Source organism: Kitasatospora sp. NBC_01300 (assembly GCF_041435235.1).
GTDB lineage: Bacteria > Actinomycetota > Actinomycetes > Streptomycetales > Streptomycetaceae > Kitasatospora.
Map to the genome: position 1 here is coordinate 5,383,461 of NZ_CP108408.1, position 18,544 is coordinate 5,402,004.

Annotated in this window: 13 protein-coding genes and 1 tRNA gene; 8 read left to right on the forward strand and 6 right to left on the reverse strand. The window is 73.4% G+C overall.

Annotated elements, in window-relative coordinates; translation table 11 throughout:
- Positions 1 to 54: 54 nt before the first annotated feature.
- Positions 55 to 138: transfer RNA gene (locus OG556_RS23925), tRNA-Leu, on the forward strand.
- A gap of 189 nt (positions 139 to 327) precedes the next feature.
- Positions 328 to 798 carry an N-acetyltransferase family protein gene (locus OG556_RS23930; RefSeq protein WP_371519144.1) on the forward strand — a complete coding sequence of 157 codons (471 nt, stop codon included), beginning with the start codon at positions 328 to 330 and terminating at the stop codon, positions 796 to 798.
- 80 nt (positions 799 to 878) lie between these two features.
- Here OG556_RS23930 and OG556_RS23935 read toward each other — a convergent pair whose 3' ends face one another.
- On the reverse strand, positions 879 to 1,520 hold the full coding sequence (locus OG556_RS23935) for a TetR/AcrR family transcriptional regulator (RefSeq protein ID WP_371519146.1): 642 nt from the start codon (positions 1,518 to 1,520) through the stop codon (positions 879 to 881).
- A 114-nt stretch (positions 1,521 to 1,634) separates the two neighbouring features.
- On the opposite strand from OG556_RS23935, the gene OG556_RS23940 reads away from it, so the two are divergent.
- Positions 1,635 to 2,687 (forward strand): alpha/beta hydrolase, encoded by a 1,053-nt coding sequence (locus tag OG556_RS23940; protein WP_371519148.1) that lies wholly within the window; start codon positions 1,635 to 1,637, stop codon positions 2,685 to 2,687.
- 186 nt (positions 2,688 to 2,873) lie between these two features.
- Here OG556_RS23940 and OG556_RS23945 read toward each other — a convergent pair whose 3' ends face one another.
- The 3 genes from OG556_RS23945 to OG556_RS23955 all read right to left on the reverse strand — a co-directional run bounded on the left by OG556_RS23945 (position 2,874) and on the right by OG556_RS23955 (position 4,921).
- Positions 2,874 to 3,188 carry a hypothetical protein gene (locus OG556_RS23945; protein WP_371519150.1) on the reverse strand — a complete coding sequence of 105 codons (315 nt, stop codon included), beginning with the start codon at positions 3,186 to 3,188 and terminating at the stop codon, positions 2,874 to 2,876.
- A 181-nt stretch (positions 3,189 to 3,369) separates the two neighbouring features.
- Positions 3,370 to 3,660 carry a hypothetical protein gene (locus tag OG556_RS23950; RefSeq protein WP_371519152.1) on the reverse strand — a complete coding sequence of 97 codons (291 nt, stop codon included), beginning with the start codon at positions 3,658 to 3,660 and terminating at the stop codon, positions 3,370 to 3,372.
- 190 nt (positions 3,661 to 3,850) lie between these two features.
- Positions 3,851 to 4,921, reverse strand: a complete 1,071-nt coding sequence (locus OG556_RS23955) for an alpha/beta hydrolase family protein (protein WP_371519153.1) — start codon at positions 4,919 to 4,921, stop codon at positions 3,851 to 3,853.
- A gap of 708 nt (positions 4,922 to 5,629) precedes the next feature.
- On the opposite strand from OG556_RS23955, the gene OG556_RS23960 reads away from it, so the two are divergent.
- Both OG556_RS23960 and OG556_RS23965 read left to right on the forward strand, forming a co-directional pair.
- Positions 5,630 to 6,691 carry an RNA ligase family protein gene (locus OG556_RS23960; RefSeq protein ID WP_371519155.1) on the forward strand — a complete coding sequence of 354 codons (1,062 nt, stop codon included), beginning with the start codon at positions 5,630 to 5,632 and terminating at the stop codon, positions 6,689 to 6,691.
- A 536-nt stretch (positions 6,692 to 7,227) separates the two neighbouring features.
- Positions 7,228 to 8,280, forward strand: coding sequence for an alpha/beta hydrolase (locus tag OG556_RS23965; protein WP_371519157.1), 1,053 nt, complete (start codon positions 7,228 to 7,230; stop codon positions 8,278 to 8,280).
- A gap of 92 nt (positions 8,281 to 8,372) precedes the next feature.
- Here OG556_RS23965 and OG556_RS23970 read toward each other — a convergent pair whose 3' ends face one another.
- On the reverse strand, positions 8,373 to 9,077 hold the full coding sequence (locus OG556_RS23970) for a tyrosine-protein phosphatase (RefSeq protein WP_371519159.1): 705 nt from the start codon (positions 9,075 to 9,077) through the stop codon (positions 8,373 to 8,375).
- 187 nt (positions 9,078 to 9,264) lie between these two features.
- Here OG556_RS23970 and OG556_RS23975 point away from each other — a divergent pair, with 187 nt between their 5' ends.
- The 3 genes from OG556_RS23975 (at position 9,265) to OG556_RS23985 (ending at position 13,532) form a co-directional block, all read left to right on the forward strand.
- The gene (locus OG556_RS23975) at positions 9,265 to 10,194 is read left to right on the forward strand and encodes a diiron oxygenase (protein WP_371519161.1); all 930 of its coding nucleotides are present in this window, start codon (positions 9,265 to 9,267) and stop codon (positions 10,192 to 10,194) included.
- Positions 10,195 to 10,302: 108 nt separating this feature from the next.
- Positions 10,303 to 12,063 carry an FAD-dependent oxidoreductase gene (locus tag OG556_RS23980; RefSeq protein WP_371519163.1) on the forward strand — a complete coding sequence of 587 codons (1,761 nt, stop codon included), beginning with the start codon at positions 10,303 to 10,305 and terminating at the stop codon, positions 12,061 to 12,063.
- Positions 12,064 to 12,371: 308 nt separating this feature from the next.
- A complete protein-coding gene (locus tag OG556_RS23985) occupies positions 12,372 to 13,532 on the forward strand; it encodes a hypothetical protein (RefSeq protein ID WP_371519165.1) in 1,161 nt (386 codons plus the stop codon).
- Between the two features lie 57 nt (positions 13,533 to 13,589).
- Here OG556_RS23985 and OG556_RS23990 read toward each other — a convergent pair whose 3' ends face one another.
- The gene (locus OG556_RS23990; RefSeq protein WP_371519167.1) at positions 13,590 to 18,443 is read right to left on the reverse strand and encodes a DNA repair ATPase; all 4,854 of its coding nucleotides are present in this window, start codon (positions 18,441 to 18,443) and stop codon (positions 13,590 to 13,592) included.
- Positions 18,444 to 18,544: the final 101 nt, after the last annotated feature.

Sequence of the window (18,544 nt, forward strand, 5' to 3'; positions counted from 1 at the left end):
ACCTGGTTCGGAGCACCCCCGCGGATGGGCTAAGCTATTCCACATCACCCAGATGCGCGGGTGGCGGAATAGGCAGACGCGCTGGATTCAGGTTCCAGTGCCCGAAAGGGCGTGGGGGTTCAACTCCCCCCTCGCGCACATGTGAACGGCCGGTCGACTCAACAGTCGACCGGCCGTTCTGTTGTCCGGAGGCACCGTTTCGGCGCTTGTGCTGGTGAAGCAGGAGCCGCCCCGCCTGTTCAGGGCGGATGTGGCCGCTTAGGGCCTGGCCCGCGGTGGGGGCCAGAGGCGGCGCAGGCCCTTGGTGCGGACTGGCAGCATGGCCCCATGGACGCAGTGGACCCCGGCGAATTCGTTGTGCGTCGCGCCAAGGAGTCGGAAGCGGACGCGCTGGTCGGTATCGACTCGGTCGCGGCTGCGGGTGGCCGGGAGCGAGTGGCGAGTATCCGAAGGTGGTGCCAGCAGGGCGTGGTGGTCGTAGCGGAAGGCGCGTCTGGCCTGCTCGGCTACTGCGTGGTTGAGTACACGTTCTTCGATCAGGGCTTCGTCACCATGCTGATGGTCGCACCGTCCGCCCGTGGCAGAGGCGTCGGCCTTCGGCTGCTGGACGCCGTAGCGGCCTCGTGCGAGACCCCGAAGCTGTTCACCTCGACCAACGTCTCCAACCACCCCATGCAGCGGCTGCTGGAACGAGCCGGGTGGAGGGCGGCCGGCCTTCTCCATGGCCTTGATGAGGGCGACCCCGAACTGTTCTACCTCTGCCAGATGCAGACCGGGGCGACGCACCTCGCCCCGTGACGTGACAGCGGCCGCACGGGTCCTTGGTATCTACGGCGCCCGGGTGGGGTGCTGAGGGGCGGTTCCCTGGGCTCCTTCCTTCAGGCCGTCCCTCGGAGGCCGTTCAGCACCATGTCCGTCAGGCGCTCCGGCAGATCCGGCTCGATCGGGCGGTGGCCGAGCAGGCAGCGGGTCTGGAGCGGGGCGCAGAGCAGTTCCAGGGCCAGGGCCGTGTCGGTGCCCGTCGGGAGTTCCCCGCGTTCGACGGCCCGGCTGACGATGACGCCGGCCTGGTCGAGGCGGGACTGCCAGAAGGTCTGCCAGGCCTCGGCGAGGTCGGGGTCGTCGGAGCTGAGCGCGGCCGCCCGGGCGACGGAACGGCCGGTCGGGGTGGCGAGGTACTCGGCCAGCGCGCGGGCGAAGGCGGCCAGGTCGGTGCGGACGGCTCCGGTGTCGGGGACGGGGATGCCTTCGTTGCTGCCGGTGAGCATGGCGTCCAGTACGAGCTTCTCCCGACTTCCCCAACGCCGGTACACCGTGGTCTCGTTGACCCCTGCGCGGGCCGCGACCCCGGCGATGCTGAGCCGGTCGATGCCCTCCTCGGCCAGCAGCTCCGTGGCGGCCGCCAGGACGGCCTGGCGGACGCGCGCGGCACGGCCGCCCGGGCGGCGGCGGATCGTGTCCGGCGCCGGCTCCTGCGCTGGCGCTGGCTTCTGCGCTGGCTCCGGCTCTTCGTCGGTCATGTGTTGATCACCTCGGCCACCACATTAACGCAAGGGCGCTTGCATTAGGTGCTGCTCGGGCGCATAGTCGTTAATGCAAGCGTCCCGGCTTTAAGTGCAGCAGGAGGCACCACTATGTCCTTCACCTGGCCCCTGGACCCGCAGGACCTGTTCGTCGAGCGGTACCCGCAGATGACCCTCGGCCTCCCCGCCGACGAGGTGGACGCCGTCCGCGCCGCCGTCACCGAGATGTGGCCCGACCGGCCCGGCAGCTGGGTGCACGAGTGGTCCGCCCTCGCCGCCCGGCACGCCGAGGCCGGGCGCCACCGTCTGGCCGCGCAGGCGTACGGCTGGGCCAAGTTCCCCTCGCTCGCCGACGATTCGAAGCGAACCGCGCTCGCCCGCCAGGTCGAGCAGTACGTCCTCGCGGCCCCCGGCTTCCCGGTGGAGTTCGAGCGCCGCACGCTCACTGTGCCGTACCGCGGCGGCGACGCCACCCTGCCGATCCACCTGATGGCCGCGCCGGGCCTGCCCGCCGACGCGCCGGTCGTGCTGGCCAGCGGCGGCGTGGACTCCTGGAAGACCGACCTGCACGGCATGTGGGAGCAGCTCGCGTTCACCCTGCCGGCGCGGCTGCTGCTGTTCGACCTCCCCGGCACCGGCGAGACCGCCCACCTGCCGATGACCCCGGACGGCGGGGCCGAGGTGATCGCCGGGCTGGTCTCCTTCGCCCGCGCGGCCGGCAACGGGAAGGTCGGGCACTTCGGCATCTCGATGGGCGGCTACTACTCCGCCCGGACCGGACTGACCGGGTCGGTGGACGCCTCCGTGGTGCTCGGCGGCCCGGTGGAACGCTCCTTCGCTCCCGGTCGCGGCTTCGCCTTCGGCATGGACGGCATCGTCGGCAACGCCCTGGGCTTCGACGCCGCGCCAAGCGGGGCCGAGCTCGAGAAGGCCTTCGCGGCATTCGACCTGCGCCCGCTGCTGGACCAGGACGCCAACGGGCCGATGCTGGTCGTCAACGGCACCGAGGACGTCCACGTCCCGATGGACGACACCCTGGTGTTCGAGGGGCGCCGGGACACCCGGGTCGAACTGATCCCGGACACCGGCCACTGCGCCATCTCGCGCTTCGGCGAGGCGATGGCCGTGATCGCGCCCTGGCTGAAGGACACCCTGGCCGGCTGATCCGGCGCTCCTGCCGTAGGGAGCTCACCGTGGCAGCCGGTTCAGCTCCGGGACGGCTTCCTTCGCCTGGGACTGTGTCGGTTCGCCACACAGGAGCGGCCGGTCGACTCGACAGTCGACCGGCCGTTCTGGTTCCACAGCGGCGGCGGGGTGTCGATCGCACCGACACCCGGAGCCGGCCGCCGATCAGGCGGGGATGGGGCGACAGCCCTGCCCGTTCACCCACAGGCCGCCCTCGGCCCAGCCGCTCTGACACTGGTACGCCCCGCCCGAACCCCGGTCGATGAGGGTGAAGTTGCTCAGCGGCCCCCAGGTGGTGCTGTCGCAGTCGCGGCCCATCGCGTTCGGCAGGTCGGCGTTCACTTCGTTGCACCGGATCACTTCACCGACCCGCTTGCCGGGGACGCCGTGAGCGCTCCCGTCGGCCGCACCGGCGGCGCCGACACCGGTCAGGCTCAGGACGGCGGTGGCCATGCCGGCGACGAAGAGCAGTCGTTTCATGAGGAAACCTCCTTGGTGGGGGATGGGGCTCCGCAGACAGTTCCCTTGCAGTCCACCTGCGTATCGACCCATTCGCATGAACACGTCATCCCCTTGTGCGCCCTGGCGACGGCAGCGAACCGAAGAGGCCGGCCGCCCCGACATCACGTCGGGCCGACCGGCCTCTTCGCCGTCCGGAGGGTCAGGCGATTCTCACGCTCGCGCCGAACTCGAACGTCTTGGTCTCGCCCGGGTTCACCACGCCGATGACGGGCCCCTCGCAGCCCGGCCGATCGTGGACGTCGGCGGGCTTGTCGGTGAGGTTCTCGACGATGAGGGGCCAGATGTCGCTCTGGTAGCAGCCCGAGGGGTTGTTGTAGGTCTTGAACCCGACCCGCAGCTGACCGGTGGCCGCCTGGGCCGAACCGGGCACCGCCACTGCCACCGCCGCGGCCATGGCCACCGCGCCGAGCGCCTTGCTGATCCGTCGCATGTCGTCACTCCAGAGTGTCCGGGGAGCCGCCGCGGATGGCGGCTGCGCCGGAGGACTGCCCCGATCCGCCGCAGGTCACAGCCCTGCGGCGGCCGAATCACCTGATCGGGCGCCCCGGGCCGCCGCCGTCCGGTCGGCGGCCCACTCGCCACTCCTTACCTGCCACTCGCTACTCGCCGATCGCCACCTGCTACTTGGCGAAGCGGACCTCCGGGAAGGCCGCCGAGGGGCCGTCCAGCAGTCGGCTCGGGCGGTTGAGCAGGTGCCGGTCGAAGAATGCGCCGACGTACGCCCGGGTGGCGGCGAGCGCGCGGTCGCCCTTGATGGTGCCGTACTGCTCCGGGGTGGTGTCGGGCGGCAACTGGTCGCGGACTCCTAGGGAGTCCACCAGCCAGTGCATGTCGCAGAACGACAGGTGGCCGGCCTCCGGCAGGTCCAGCCAGCGCTTCCAGCCGGTCAGGTGCTGCCAGGTCTCGTCCCAGTTCGCCGTCGCGGGCCTGCCGGCGTGCCGCTGGGCGCCGAGCAGCAGCACCGGGCGGGCGAGACCGTCGGCCGGCAGCGGGGCGAAGAAGTCGCCGTCCAGGTTGGCGGCGGCACGGATCCGCCGGTCCTCGCTCATCGCCTCGACGGCGCTCGCGCCGCCGATCGAGTGGCCGGCCGCGCCGATCCGGGAGCGGTCGACCTGCAACCCGCGGACCAGCCCGGGGCCGGGCGCGGTCAGGCGGTCGATCAGGAAACTGATGTCCTTCGCCCGACTGCGGGTAACCTCGGCCGCCCGCTGGTCGTCCACGTGATCGCAGATCAGGCAGGTCTCCACCCGCCCGTCGGGGAACTGCACGACCGTCTCGTAGGTGTGGTCCAGCGCGGCCACCACGTAGCCCCGGGCCGCGAGGTCCTCGGCGAGGGCGGTGAGCGAGGTGCGGCTGTAGCCGTAACCGGGGGAGAGCACCACCACGGGGTGCCGCCCGGGCGCGGGCACCGTACGGGCCTTCACGCCCGTCCGCACCTCGCTGACAGCCGGGGTGCCGAACAGCGCGGTCGACACCTCGGGCGAGACGTACGGCAGTTGCTCCCCGTGCTCCCCGCGCGCGGACTGCGCCGGGTACCAGAGGGTGGCCATCAGCTCGCGACTGGCGGCGTCCGCCCGCCAGGGGTCGTGCCGCGTCTTGTCCACCAGGTGCACCGACGTCGCGCCGATCGTCCGTCGCGTCGTCGGCGCGGGCACCTGCGGTACCTGCGGCACCTCCGTCGCCGCACTCAACGAGAGCGTTCCGGCTGTCGGGGAAGCCGCCAGCGCGGCCTGCGGACCGGCCAGTGAAATCAGGACGGCAATGGGCACGGCGAGCAGAACAGCACTCCGCCACCGAGAAGTTGTCGACATACCGCCACGCTAGGCCCGCCCCCACCCCCACCGCGTCCTGCCCACGACCTAACCCCCTCCACCCCAGGTCGCACCCGCCACGCCGCCCCCACCCCCCTCCCGGACGACCCCACCTCCACCTGCCCGCCCTTGCGCAAATCGCCCATCTTTGCGCACAGTTGGCCGCCCCAGCGGACCCACCCATCCTGCGGCGCATCGGCGCTCCCACCGGCCGCGCCTCCGACTCCGGGCGCCTGCTGGCGGTTCCCCCCCCGATGCTGTAGACACACGAACCCTGAACCCCGCCTGGGCTCAGTGACCCTCGGGTTTCGATGGTGGCTACTGCACTTCCTGGATCGCCTTTACGTTGGCGCTGACTACCCGGGTGACGGTTCCAGTGCGGCCACGGTGGCTCATCCCCGTGCTGGTAGGGCGGGCGTGGTCAATCCGCCACCCTTGTGCGGCATTCGTCTGCCGACGTTGCCGTTTGCTCCAAGGACTGTCCCGGTGCGGACGCTCTGCGGCGGCGGGGGCTGTGCGTGGCGGGGGTTGTGGGGGGAGGTGAAACTCCGTTGTCCGGGGGTGGGGCTCGCGGCGATGATTTCGGGTGTGGCTGACACCAGGTTCGAAGGCTCCGCGTTGCGGCCGTACCCCAAGATCTCGGCGAGGGGGCGGCTCTCCGCGTCCGGGAACCGGGAGTGGGTTGCCGTGGAGAAGGTGCACGGGGCGCACTTCGCGGTGGTGTGCGAGGGGGGTGCGGTTCGTCCGGCCAAGCGGCGGGAGCTCCTGGGGGAGGACGCGCTGGACGGCTTCTTCGGCGTCAGCCGGGTCTGGCCGGCGCTGGCGGTGGCGGCCGCCCGGTTCGCCTCGGCGGTGCGCGAGGCGGTGGGTGGGGGCGCGGGTGCGGGCGCTGTGGTGACTGTTTACGGTGAACTGGCCGGTGGTTGCTACCCGCACCCCGACGTGCCCGCCGTCGCCGGGGTCGAGCCCGTGCAGACCGGCGTCTGGTACGCGCCGGGGTTGGAGTGGCTGCTCTTCGACGCCACAGTCGACACCGCCGAGGGCCGGTTCTGGATCTCCGACCGTGACTTGCGTGACGTTGCGGGCGCCGCCGGTCTCGCCTGCGCCCCCGCGATCGGGCGCGGTGCGCTCACCGTGCTCCAGGAACTGCCGGCCGCCTTCCCCACCCTGGTCCCCGCGCTCCTCGGGCTCCCCGAAATCGCCGACAACCTCGCCGAGGGCTACGTCCTCAAACCCGCCGGCACCTGGCGGGAGACGGGCCCCGAGGGGGTCGGCGCGCGTCCGGTGGTGAAGGTGAAGCAGCAGGCCTTCGCCGAGGACGAGCGCTACGACGGCGCCCGCCCGTACCTGCCGCCGCCGCAGGGTGCGGCCGGGGTCCCCGCCTGGCTCCTGGTCCAGGCCGCCGCACTCCTCACCCCCGCCCGCGCGGCCGCCGCCGTCAGCAAGCTCGGTCCGCGTGCGCCCGAGGACGTCGTGGCGGCGGAGCTCACCCGGGACGTGGCGGAGGAGCTCGCCGAGGCGCTGGGGGGATTGGACGGTGACGTCCTGCGCGCGCTGGAGGCCGCCCTCGGGCCCGGAGCGCGCTCCCTGGTGGCGTTCGACGCCGAGGACCGGCGCTCGCCGACGAGCCGGTCCGGGCTGACGGGCTGAGGGACTGAGGGACTGAGGGGCTGAGCGGTCGGGTTGGTCAGGCCGGTCGGGCGCGGAAAGGTTCCTGAAGAAAGTCGCTCGCCCATGTGGAGGGCCCGTCGCCGACTCTGACCGAAGGGGGACAGCGCAAGGGTGGGTTGGGCGTTCGGGAAGAATATGTCGGTCGGTCTACTGATTTTGTGACGAGGCGCGGGAAGCATGGGAAGTCGATTCGGTCGACTTTCTGTGCGGCCGTAGCGAGTGCCGCAGCAGAATATGTCGGTCGGTCTACTGATTCCTTGCCGCCGCCCGAGTGGTGCGCGCACAGGAAGTCGGCCTGGCCGACTTCCTGTGCGGACGGAGGCGGTGGAAGTGGCAGCGGTGGAGAAAATGTAGACCGGTCTACATATTCCTTGCCGGAGGGGGCGTCGGCGGTCGAGGGTGGGTGAAGGGGGCGTCGAGGGGGGCTTCCGCCCGGGGTGGGCCGGGCCCATCATGGGCTCCCGGTCCGAGCCCCCGGTCGAGGGCTCCGGGTGAGGCTCCAGGAGGCAGCAGAGATGGCGATTCCCTTCCCTGTCCGGATCCAGTCCGCCGTCGTCCGGGGCGCGTACGCGCTGCCGGAGGGGCTGCGGCGGGCGATCGCGGGCGCGCCGGTGGTGCGGGACGGTCAAGTACTCTCGCTGGACGCACAGTTGATCCTCAAGTTGCAGCGCCTGTCGAAGGCCGCCCTGGTGCTGCCCGCCGGGGTCGGACCGTCGCGGGAGGCGATGGAGCACGCGCGGTACCTGGTGGGCGGGGCGACGATCCAGCCGGTATCCGTCCGGAACGTCGGAATCCCGCAGGAGTACGGCGAGTTGGCGGCCACGCTGTACACGCCGGGCGGGCTGGCGGCGGGTTCCGGGCTGCTGGTGTACCTGCACGGCGGGGGCTGGGTGGTCGGCAGCCGGGCCAGCCACGACCACGTGGTGCGGTTCCTGGCGCAGCGGGCGCAGGTACGGGTGCTGTCGGTGGAGTACCGGCGCGCGCCCGAGCACGCGTTCCCGGCGGCCGCGGACGACGCGCTGGCCGCGTTCGACTTCGCGTACGCCAAGGCGGCCGACCTGGGCGCGGATCCGGAGCGGATCGCGATCGGCGGCGACAGCGCGGGCGGGAACCTGGCGGCCGTCACCACGCAGGTGGCGGTGCGGCGGGGCGGTCCGGCGCCGGTGTTCCAGTTGCTGCTGTACCCGGCGGTCGACGCCTCCGTACGGCGGCCCTCGCGCGACCTGTTCACCGACGGGTTCTTCCTGACCAGCGCGGACATGGACTGGTTCCTGGACCGCTACGCGCCTGCGCCGGCCGACCGGACGGACCCGCGCCTGTCGCCCCTGCTCGCCGCCGACCTGTCCGGGCTTCCGCCCACGTACGTCGGCACCGCGGGCTTCGACCCGCTGCGGGACGAGGGCGAGGCGTACGCCGAGGCGCTGAAGGCGGCCGGGGTGACGGTGCGCCTGAGCCGGCAGCCGGACCTCATTCACGGCTACGCCAGCTACCTCGGCATCGGCCACCGCTTCCGGGAGGCGACGGCGGAGGCGGCCGAGGCACTGCGGCAGGCGCTGGGCGCCGCGTAGCGCGCAACCAGGGGCGGTGCGGCCGGAGGCGCTAGGCGCAGGACCGGGCGGGGGCGTTCGGAGGACTCAACGGCCCCTGCCCGGGCGCTCGTTCAGGCCGGGATCCGCCGTGCCGCGGCGAGCTCCGACGCCCGCGCGCCGTGTGCGAGGAAGTACTCCGCCACCGATCCGTGGTGACTCCGGATCGACAGCAGCGCGCGCCGCAGATGCACTTCGCGTACGGGCAGGGCGTTGTGCGCGGCCCCGGCCGGCGGCGGGTCGGTCAGGCCCAGTTCGTCGTTCGAGCGCAGGAAGTCCTGGAGGACCTCCGCCTCGGAGGCGCCCAGCAGCGTCTGCAGGACGGCGACGACGACGCCCGTGCGGTCCTTGCCCGAGGCGCAGTGGACCAGGACCGGCGCGGCCTCGCCCCCGTCGGCGAGCAGGCGGCGCAGGACGGCCACCGCCGCCGTGCCGGCGCGCTCGGCCATCAGCGGGTACAGCTCCAACTGATCGATGGGCCATCGCCGTTCGGCGAATACCGGTGCGTGCAGGTACCGGGCGTCGACGAGGTCGACGGTATCCGGGCGCTCCGCCACCTCCGGGTCGCTGCGCAGGTCGACGACCGTCCGCAGGCCGAGGCGCCGCAGCGTGTCCGTGCCCTCCGCCGAGAGGCCGTGCAGGCCGTGCAGGGCGTGTAGGGCGGCGGAGCGGTACAGCACACCGCGCGGCAGGGAGCCGACGCCGCCGGCGTCGCGGAAGTTCCGTATGCCGGTGGGGGCGACGCGCTCCGGACCCGCGCCGGGCTGGTTGGTGATCACGCCTCACTGTATCCGGGGGGTGGAGGGGGCGGCCGGGCGGAGGCCACGGACGGGAAGGGGCGCGGGAGTTGTGGTCGTGCGCCGTCCGGTGCTGCGCAGGGGGTTCTCGGCGGCGAGCTCTTATTGTACTGTCCGTCTAATAAGCGGGTGAGCGGGCACCCGTAGGGGCAGGCATCTGGAGGCAGCCATGGCTCTCACCAACGCGGCGGCAGGGCGGGCGTCGGGTGCGCACGGCCACACCGTGGCCGACGACGACGTCTCGAAGCGGCTGCTGGAGTCCGCCGCGACCCTCTCCTGCGACCCCTCGACCGAGATCGACTGGGACGCACCGCTCCCAGCCGACCACTACGGCCTCAACCCCGAGTGGAGCACCCTCTACGGCACCCGGCTGTGGGACGAGATGACCGAGCAGCAGCGGGTCACCCTCACCCGGCACGAGGTCTGCTCGATCATGAACACCGGGATATGGTTCGAGATGATCCTCCAGCAGATGGTGCTGCGCGATCAGTACCTGAAGAACCCCGCCAACGCCGAGTTCCAGTTCGCGCTCACCGAGATCGCCGACGAGTGTCGCCACTCGATCATGTTCGCCCGCGCCTGCGAGAAGATGGGCGTCCCCGCGTACCGGCCGAACAAGGTCATCGCCCAGGCCGGACGCGCGTTCAAGGCCCTGGCGAAGGGTGAACTCGCCTACGGCGGCATCCTGGTGGCCGAAGAGGTGCTCGACGTCATGCAGCGCGACTGGATGCGCGGCGAGAACGTCCTGGAGATCGTCCGCGGCACCTCCCGGATCCACGTCGTCGAGGAGTCGCGGCACATGAAGTTCGCCCGGCAGGAGATCCGCGAACGGGTGCGCCACGCCGGCCCCGCCCGCCGCCGCGCCTCGGCCACCGGCATCGCCGTCGGCGCGTACGTCATCGTCTCCAGCATGGTGCACCCCGGGGTCTACCGGGCCGCCGGGCTCGACATCCAGCGGGCGATCGCCGAAGTGCGGGCCAACGAGCACCGCAAGGCGATGATGCGCACCAGCTCCCGGCACCTGATCGCGTTCCTCGCCGAGACCGGACTGCTCACCAGCCGCTCGGCCGCCATCTACCGGCGCATCCACATGCTCTGACGAAACGTCAAAGGCGTTGTGTCAAAAGCGACAAGTCGAAGGCGACACGTCAACAAAGGCTCCGATTCCCGCACTTCACCACCTGTAGCGAGGGACCCCACCCCGGCCATGGCCTACGCGATCACCCGGACCTGCTGCAACGACGCCTCGTGCGTGTCCGTCTGCCCGGTCAACTGCATCCACCCGACCCCGGGCGAACCGGAGTTCGGCACCACCGACATGCTGTACATCGACCCCGCGGCCTGCATCGACTGCGGCGCCTGCGCGGACGCCTGCCCCGTGGACGCGGTGTTCCCCGTCGACCGGCTGCGCGGGCCCGACACCGTGTTCGGCGACCTCAACCGCGACTGGTACCGCGACCACCCCAACGACCACGCCTGGGGCGCGCCCACCTTCCCGCGCAGCCTGCCCGACGGGATCGGCACGCTGCGCGTCGCCATCGTCGGCACCGGCCCGTCCGCCGGGTACACCGCGCAGGAACTGCTGCGCAGCACCGGCGCCGAGATCACCATGATCGACCGGCTGCCCGTCACCGGCGGCCTGCTGCGGCACGGGGTCGCGCCCGACCACCAGTCCACCAAACGCATCGCGGACAGCTTCGCCGGCGTCTTCCACGACCCCCGGCTGCGGATGCACCTCAACGTGGACGTCGGTACCGACCTCACCCACGAGGAACTCGCCGCCCACCACCACGCCGTCGTGTACGCCGTCGGCGCGGCCGCCGACCGGCGGCTCGGCATCCCCGGCGAGGACCTGCCGGGCAGCCTGCCCGCGACCACCTTCGTCGGCTGGTACAACGCCCAACCGACCGTGCCCGCCGACGCGGTGGAGCTGACCGGGCCCGGCGCCGAACGGGTGGTCGTCATCGGCAACGGCAACGTCGCCGTCGACATCGCGCGCATCCTGCTCACCGACCCCGACCGGCTCGCCACCACCGACATCGCCGACCACGCCCTCGCCGCGCTGCGCCGCAGCCGGGTGCGGGAAGTCGTGCTGCTCGCCCGGCGCGGGCCCGCCGAAGCCGCCTGGACCAAGGCGGAGTTCCTGGCGCTGCGGCAACTGCCGGGCGTCGAGGTGGTGGTCGAGGACCACCCGGAGGTGCGGGCGGCGATCGAGGCGGCGGCCGGGACGATCGCCGCGCCGGACGCGTCGGAGTCGCGGGCCGCGCTGCTTGGCGGGCTGCCGCTGGTGCCGTTCGACGGGGCCGCCGAGCCGGCGCCGGGCCGGCGGATCGTGCTGCGCTTCCTGTCCGCGCCGACCGCGCTCACCGCGTCCACCCCGCCCGGCGAACCCGGCGAACCCGGTGAGCCTGGTGAACCCGGCGCGCCCGGCACCTCTGCCGGGGACGGGCGGGTGACGGGCCTGACCGTCGCCCGGACCACCCTCGCGGGCGGCCGGGCAGCCGAGCCGACCGGCGAGACGGACACGCTGCTGGCCGGCCTGGTGGTGCGCTCCATCGGACACCGGGGCGTACCGGTGCCCGGGCTGCCCTTCGACGAGCGGACGGCGACGGTCGCGCACCGGGGCGGCCGGGTCGTGGACCCGGCGACGGGGCGGCCGCTGCCCGGGACGTACGTGGTGGGGTGGGCCAAGCGCGGGCCGTCCGGCGGGATCGGTGCCAACCGGGCGTGCGCCCGCGAGACCGTGGACGCGCTCCTGGACGACGCGGCGGCCCACGCGCTGCCCGCCCCGGCGGTGAGCCGCACGGACTTCGACCGCCTCGTCCGCCACCGTCGCCCGGACGCCGTCGGGCTCAGGGAACTGCGTGCCGTGGAGCGGGCGGAGCGCGCCCGGGGCGAGGCCGAGGGCCGCCCCCGCGTGAAGCTCGCCACCGTCCCCGCCCTGCTGGCGGCCGCCCGCCGACGGTAGGCGGGCAGCGGGTCGGCGCTGGTCGGCACGAAAGAATATGTCGGTCGGTCTACTTAATCTGAACCGGTTGCGCACAGGAAGTCGGACCAGCCGACTTCCTGTGCGCAGGCTCCATCGAGCAGCCATATCTAGACCGGTCTACATATTTCCCGGGAGTAAAAAGGCCCCGCCGCCGGCGTGCATCGTGGAACGGAGGTTGAGCCATCTCGCCGGGTCGCCGAACCGGCGCGGTCCGACTCGATCGAAACTCTCCCGCACAGGGGCGTCCTGCGCCGCAACCTGGTCGCCACTACGACGTTGAACCGGGCATGGACAACAATGCCGCACCGTTCGGTGCTTGGCGAGGACTCTCGTTGGCGGCAGAGACCGGCTGGGTTCCCGACCGCCACATCCTCAGGGCGCTTCATGCCGCGACGTTCGGCAACCGGTGGTTCACCCAGATCAGCGCGACCGAGCTGGCGGGCCTGGCCGCCATGCCCGATGCGGCCGTCGTGCTCGGAAGCCGACGCGGCTACTTGGCGGACAGCCCGGGGAACCAGGCCCTGGCGACCCTGCTGCGCGAACGGCCAGAGGAGTTCGGGCTGGTCGGCCCCATCATCCTCGGTGCGCAGAGCCTGCACTGGGAACCGGACCGGGCGGCCGGGGCGGGGCGGCTCGGGCTGGCGGGGGTGCAGTGCTTCGACGGGTTCCAGCGACTCGTCACGATCGCCCACATCTCCCGCGAACTGCCGCCCGCGGACTTGGCCAAGGCCGTCCTGTCGGTCATCGTCGTGACCGGCGACGGTCGCCACCGGATCCGCGAGTTCTGCGACCAGACCGATCGCTACGTCAACTCCGCTGTGCCGCAGGACAACCTCGCCCGCTGTCCGCACCTGCTCGCGGTGCAGGCTGAGTTCCAGGCGGAAGGGAGCTACTTCGACCCCCGGCGAGGCATCGTGGCCGGGCCGCACCCGGTGGGATTCACGCCCGCGGACGTGTTCCGGTCGCTCGCGGCGCTGTCGGCCGCGCCGCGCCCTTATCTGAGCCATCAACTCCACACCACTGAAGGCCTGGATGCGCTCTGGTCGGACATCGCCGGTGCTTCCTACCGGAGCATCGTGCACGAGCACCTGCGGGCGACCAGCGTCCAGGTCGCGGTGGAGGCCAGGCGCGAGACGCAGAAAGCCATCGCCCGCGTCCGGAAGCGTCACAACACGGGCTGCTACAAGCTGCTGGAGTACGCGCCCGAGCTCGTGACCTGGACGGCCTGCCGGGTCCTTCCGCTGGAGAAGCTCTACGACGGCGGCAGGAACGCGCCGCGCTGGACCGACCTGATCCACGGTGTCCTACCGGCCGAGACCGAGCGGGTCGTCCACCAGTTGGTCGCCTCCTACGAGCGGCTGCGCGGCTCGAAGCACATCTTCAAGCTCGCGGCGCCTGAACTCGACCTGTGGCTGGAGCTCGTGGACGACGTCCTCGGGCGGGCGTAGCCGGCCGGTCCTCGTCGGCGGCCGACTCCGGTGGATCCGGGTCGGCCGCCGGGCCCGTCAGCCCCGCCACGTGTGCTTGAGCTCCTCCCAGCGGGTGGCCTGGGCGGGGGTGAGGCAGCCCCGGAGTTCGGCCAGCTTCAGCAGCTGTGCTTCGGCGTCGGCGCCGAGGGGTTGGGCTTCGGCGCGGTAGTGGTCGGTCAGGAGGGCGTCGAGTTCGGGGCGGGTGAGGGCCGGGTCGAGGCGCTGGGCGAGTTTGGCCATGTTGCGGTAGGAGCCCTGGAGGAGGAACGGGGGTTCGGTGCGGGTTCGGTCGTCCTGGGCGGCGGAGGCCAGGTAGGCGCGGTTGACGGCGAGGACGGTGCCGCGCAGGTGGAGCAGTCCGGCGAGGACGGCGGTCATCCGTTCGACCTCGGCGGCGGGCCAGGCACCCGCGAGGGTGCCGCCCGGGGTGCCGGTGGCGCGGGCCAGCAGGGTGTCCAGGTCGGCGCGGTCGGCGGTGGCGAGCGGAGCCAGGTGCGGGTTGGCGGGCAGCGCGTTCTCGACGAAGCTGAGCGCGAAGAGGTCCTCGCGCCCGGCGATGACGTCGCCGAGGTTCCAGACGTCGGCGCGGTTGGCGAGCATGTCGGGCAGCCGGAAGAGGCGGCCGGACTCGGTGTACGGGTTGGCGGCCATGACGACGGCGAAGCGCTTGCCGCGCAGGTCCCACTCGCGGGCCTCGCCGTCCCACACCCCGTCGATCCGGCGCTGGGCGTCGCAGAGCGGGATGAAGCGCTGGAGGAACTCGGGCGAGGTGTGCTGGACGTCGTCGAGGTAGAGCAGCACGTTGTCGCCCGCGTGCAGGGCGAAGTTGAGCTTCTCGATCTCGCGGCGGGAGGTGGCGTCGGGGGCCTCGGCGGGGTCGAGGGAGGTGACCCGGTGGCCGAGTGCGGGGCCGCTGACGGTGACCAGCAGCAGGCCGAGCCGTTCGGCGAGGTACTCGACGAGGGTGGTCTTGCCGTAGCCGGGCGGGGAGACCAGGAGCAGCAGGCCGCTGCGGTCGACCGGTCCGCCGGCGTCGGCGGTGCCGAGCTGTTTGGCGAGGTTGTCGCCGACCAGCGGCAGGTAGACCTGGTCGATGAGCTGGTTGCGGACGAAGCCGTTGAGCGGGGCCGGCCGGTACTGGTCGAGTCGCAGCCGGGTGTGCTCGGCGGCCAGCAGGTCGGCGCGCAGCCGCTGGTAGGCGCGGTATCCGGGGGCCTCGGCGGCGGCGAACTCGGCCACACGGGAAAGGAGTTCGTCGAGGCGCAGGTCGAGCTCGCCGCCCGGGAGCCGGGGATGGTCGCCGAGCAGGCCGGTGAGGCGGGTGGTGGTGGCGCCTTCGGCGGGCCGGCGGGGCAGGGACGGGCAGAGGAGCGCGGCGGCGGCCTCGGTGAGGTCGCCGGGGTCGGCGTCGACGGCGCTGGACTCCAGCCAGGCCTGGGCGAGTTGACGCCGGGCGGGCAGCAGGTCGGGCTCGGCGGGCAGTGCGGCCAGCGCTTCGGTGAGGCCGGCGGACTCGGGTGCGGCGTGGAACTTGTCGAGCAGAGCGGCGGCCCCGGGCGCGTACGCGAACGTGGGTGTGGCGGCGGCGAGTTCGGCCACCAGGTACGGGCCGGCGGGCTGCGGGCACGAGGTGAACTCCGTGACGGCGGAGCTCAGTTCGTCGGCCAGCGAGTCCAGGGCTGTCAGGGCCGCCGGCGCGCCCGAGTCCGGTGCGCCGCCGAAGGCCTGTCGGGCGAGGGTGAGCGCGAGGGCGAGCGAGCGGGCCCGGGTGTGCCAGACCAGTCGCTGCCGCTCGTCGGCGCCGTGCGCCCAGTACAGCTGCGCGGCCGCCCGGGCGGCCGCCGGGTGGCGCAACAGCCCGGCCTCGGCGTGGAGTTCGAGCAGGGCGCGGAGCAGCAGCGCCGCGTCGTGGTCGTGGACGCCGCGCTGGTAGCCCTCGTCCGGGCGCTGTTCGGCGGCGCGGCGGACGAACTCCAGCAGGTCGCCCTCGGCGCGCAGGGCGTCCAGCCCGTCCGGTTCGGCGGCCAGCAGCAGGCCGGCGGCGAGGTATTCGGACCGGTAGAGCGCGGGGGTCTCGGAGGGCAGCGGCCGGCCCCAGTAGCGCTCGGTGGCGGCGAACGCCGGGTCGGTGACGGGGGAGCGGTAGTCGGTGCCGGTGAGGGTGAAGGCGGGGCGGCCGCGCCAGGGGACGAGGGTGAGTTCGGGCCGCTGGGTGGTGACGGCGAACAGGTGGCGGCCCAGCCGCAGGGTGCCGGGGCCGTCGCCGGCGAGTTCGGCGCGGTCGCGCCGGGCCCGGTGGGCGCGGCTGCGGGCGGCGCGCAGCCGCCCGGTCAGCTCCTCGGCCCGGACCCGGTCACCGAGCGCGGTCAACTGGGCGGCGAGGTCGCGGAGTTTGACGGCGGTCGGGTCGGCGGCGAGGGCGGTGTCGATCTCGGCCGCGGTGTCGAGGGCGGTGAGCCGCCGGTGCAGGGTGTCGAGGATGCGTTCGGCGGAGGCGGCGATCCGGTCGGCGCGGCGGGCCCGTTCCTCCAGCAGGTGCTGGCGGCGGGCGGTGAGGGCGTCGTGGATCGCGGTGCGCCGGTCGGTGAGTTGTTCGCCCAGCGCCGGGTCGGCGTCGGCGAAGCGGGTCTCCAACTGCTCGATCCGCAGCAGGAGTCGGCCGAGCTGGTCGTCGCAGGCCTCGGGGGTGTCGGCGGCGGCGAGCGCGGCGGTGGTGGCCTGGGCGAGCAGGGCGGTTTCGGCGGCGAACTCGGCGGCGGCCTCACGGGTGCGCAGGTCGCGGCGGCGGACGGTGAGGGCGGCGCGGGCGCGGTTGAGCAGCCCGAGGACGTCGGCGAGCCGGTCGAGGATGGCGGTGCGGGTGGTGGCGTCGGCCAGGTCGAGGGTGCCGACGAGCTCCGAGACGGTCTGCAACGCCTCGCTCTGCTCGGAGATCCGCAGGCCCAGCGGCTCGGCCTCGGCGGCGGTGGCGAGGGCGGCGCAGCGGTCGGCGAGTTCGCCGGCGCGCCGCCGGTGCGGGGCGAAGGCCTCGGGTTCGGCGAGGTGTCCGACGGCGCGGGCGGCGGCCTCGGTCAGGCCCTCGGCGAGGTGGGCGGCGAGCGCGTCGATCCGGGCGGGGTCGGCGCGCGGCAGGTCGCGCAGCGCCTCGACCCGGCCCTGGGCGCGGCGCAGCCCGGCGAGCCGGTCGACCCATTCGGCGGCGTCGGCGAGGGTCTCGCCGCGGGCGGTGCGCAGCAGGCCTTCGACGTGCTCGGTGGCCTGTTCGGTCTGCCGGGCGGCGTGCGCGGTGAGTTCGGCGACGGCCTCGTACTCGGCGATGACCTGCCGGGCGGTGTCGCGGATCTCGGCGAGCGGGGCGGCGAGGTCGCCGAGGCCGGGCTGGCCCAGCCAGTGGTGCCGGTCGGCGGTGCGGGTGCAGGCGGCGAGGACGGCCTGGTGGCCGGCCGGGGTGTCGGCGCCGGCGGCGGCGAGCCGGGCCAGGGAGAGGCAGTCGGCGAGGCCGCGGACGAGGTCGGCGTTGCCGATCCGGGCGAGCGGGCCGGTGCCGGGCGGCTGCGCGGCGGCGTGGCGCTCGCTGGTGAACGGGGTCTGCCACAGCTGGACGGGGTGCAGCCGGGTGGGCCCGTCCTCGGCCGGGCGGAGGGCGATCAGGGTGCCGTCGGCGAGCAGCGCGTAGCCCTGGCAGGGCAGCGGGGCGGCGGCCTCCTGGCGGACGCTGTTGTACGGCTGGAGCAGGGCGCGGCCGTCGGCGGGGGAGCGGAACTCGTACAGCACGTCCTCGCCGTTGGGTGAGACGAGGGTGCGCTCGTAGGCCAGGCCGTCCACCGGCTGGTCGTAGCTGCGCACGGTGCCGTCGGCGAGGTGGCAGCCGCCGGGGAAGGCCACGCCCTGGTCGGCGGGCAGCCGCAGGCAGGCCTGGCCGAGCGCGTCGATCCGGGTGACCCGGCCGGTGGGCAGGTGGCAGACCAGGTGCCGGACGGTCTCCTCCTGGTACGGGCGCACGCGCACCAGCAGCAGGGTGCCGAGCCGGGCGTGGGCGATCTGGGCGTCGGCGAGGGTCTGCAGGGCCTCGGCGAGGGGTTCGTGGTGCAGTTCGCGGCCGTCGGGGGCGGTGATGGTCAGCCGGCCGCCGTCGATGCCGAGCCGGAGTTCGCCGCCGAGGTCGGCGCGCGGCGGGCTGCCGGGGGCGGCGGGCAGCTGGTCGTCCCGGGTGAGGGCGGTCCAGGCGAGCTGCTGGCCGTCGGCGGCGGTGTGGTCGCGTTCGCCGCGCCCGTCCTGGTAGGCCGGGTGCCCGTCGTCGGCGAGGTCGTCGACGGGGCGCCAGCGCAGCACCCGGACGTCGGCGGCGGCGGGGCCGGTGCGGAAGACGGCGAGCAGGCGGCCGCCGACGGGGCGCAGCCGTTCCAGTCGGGCGTCGCGGAAGTAGCGGTGCAGGTCGGCGAGGTCCTGGCGCAGGCGCGGGTCGTCCAGCAGGGTGCCCTCGGCGGGGGCGGGGGTGAGGTCGGGGTGGTGGACGCTCAGGACCTCCCCGAGCGGCCCGGCGCCTGGGGATCCCAAGGCTGGGGAGCCCAAGGCTGGGGAGCCCTCGGACGGGCCGCCGCCGGAACCGGAGGCGGAGGCGGCGGAGCCGGCGGTGTCGGGCGCGCTGCCCGGGCGGGTGCCGAGCAGCAGCAGCCCGCCGGCGGCGGTGAGGTCCTGCGGGAGGCAGGCCCGGCCGGTGGTGAGCCGGCCGGTGCCGACCAGCCGTAGCTCCCCGCCGCCGAACTCCTCGACCCGGCGGGCGTTCAACGCCTGCGCGCGGTCCGCGAGTTCGGCGGCGGACCGGGCGAGTCGGCCGCGCAGGACCTCGTAGGTGCCGGCATCGAGCCGGGCGTCGACGGCGTCCACCACGTCAGTTCCTCAACTACTCAGTTTCTCGACTGCTCAGGAGATCGGGCACTCAGGCACGTCAGGTACTCAGGCGCGTCAGGCACTCAGGCGCGTCAGGCACT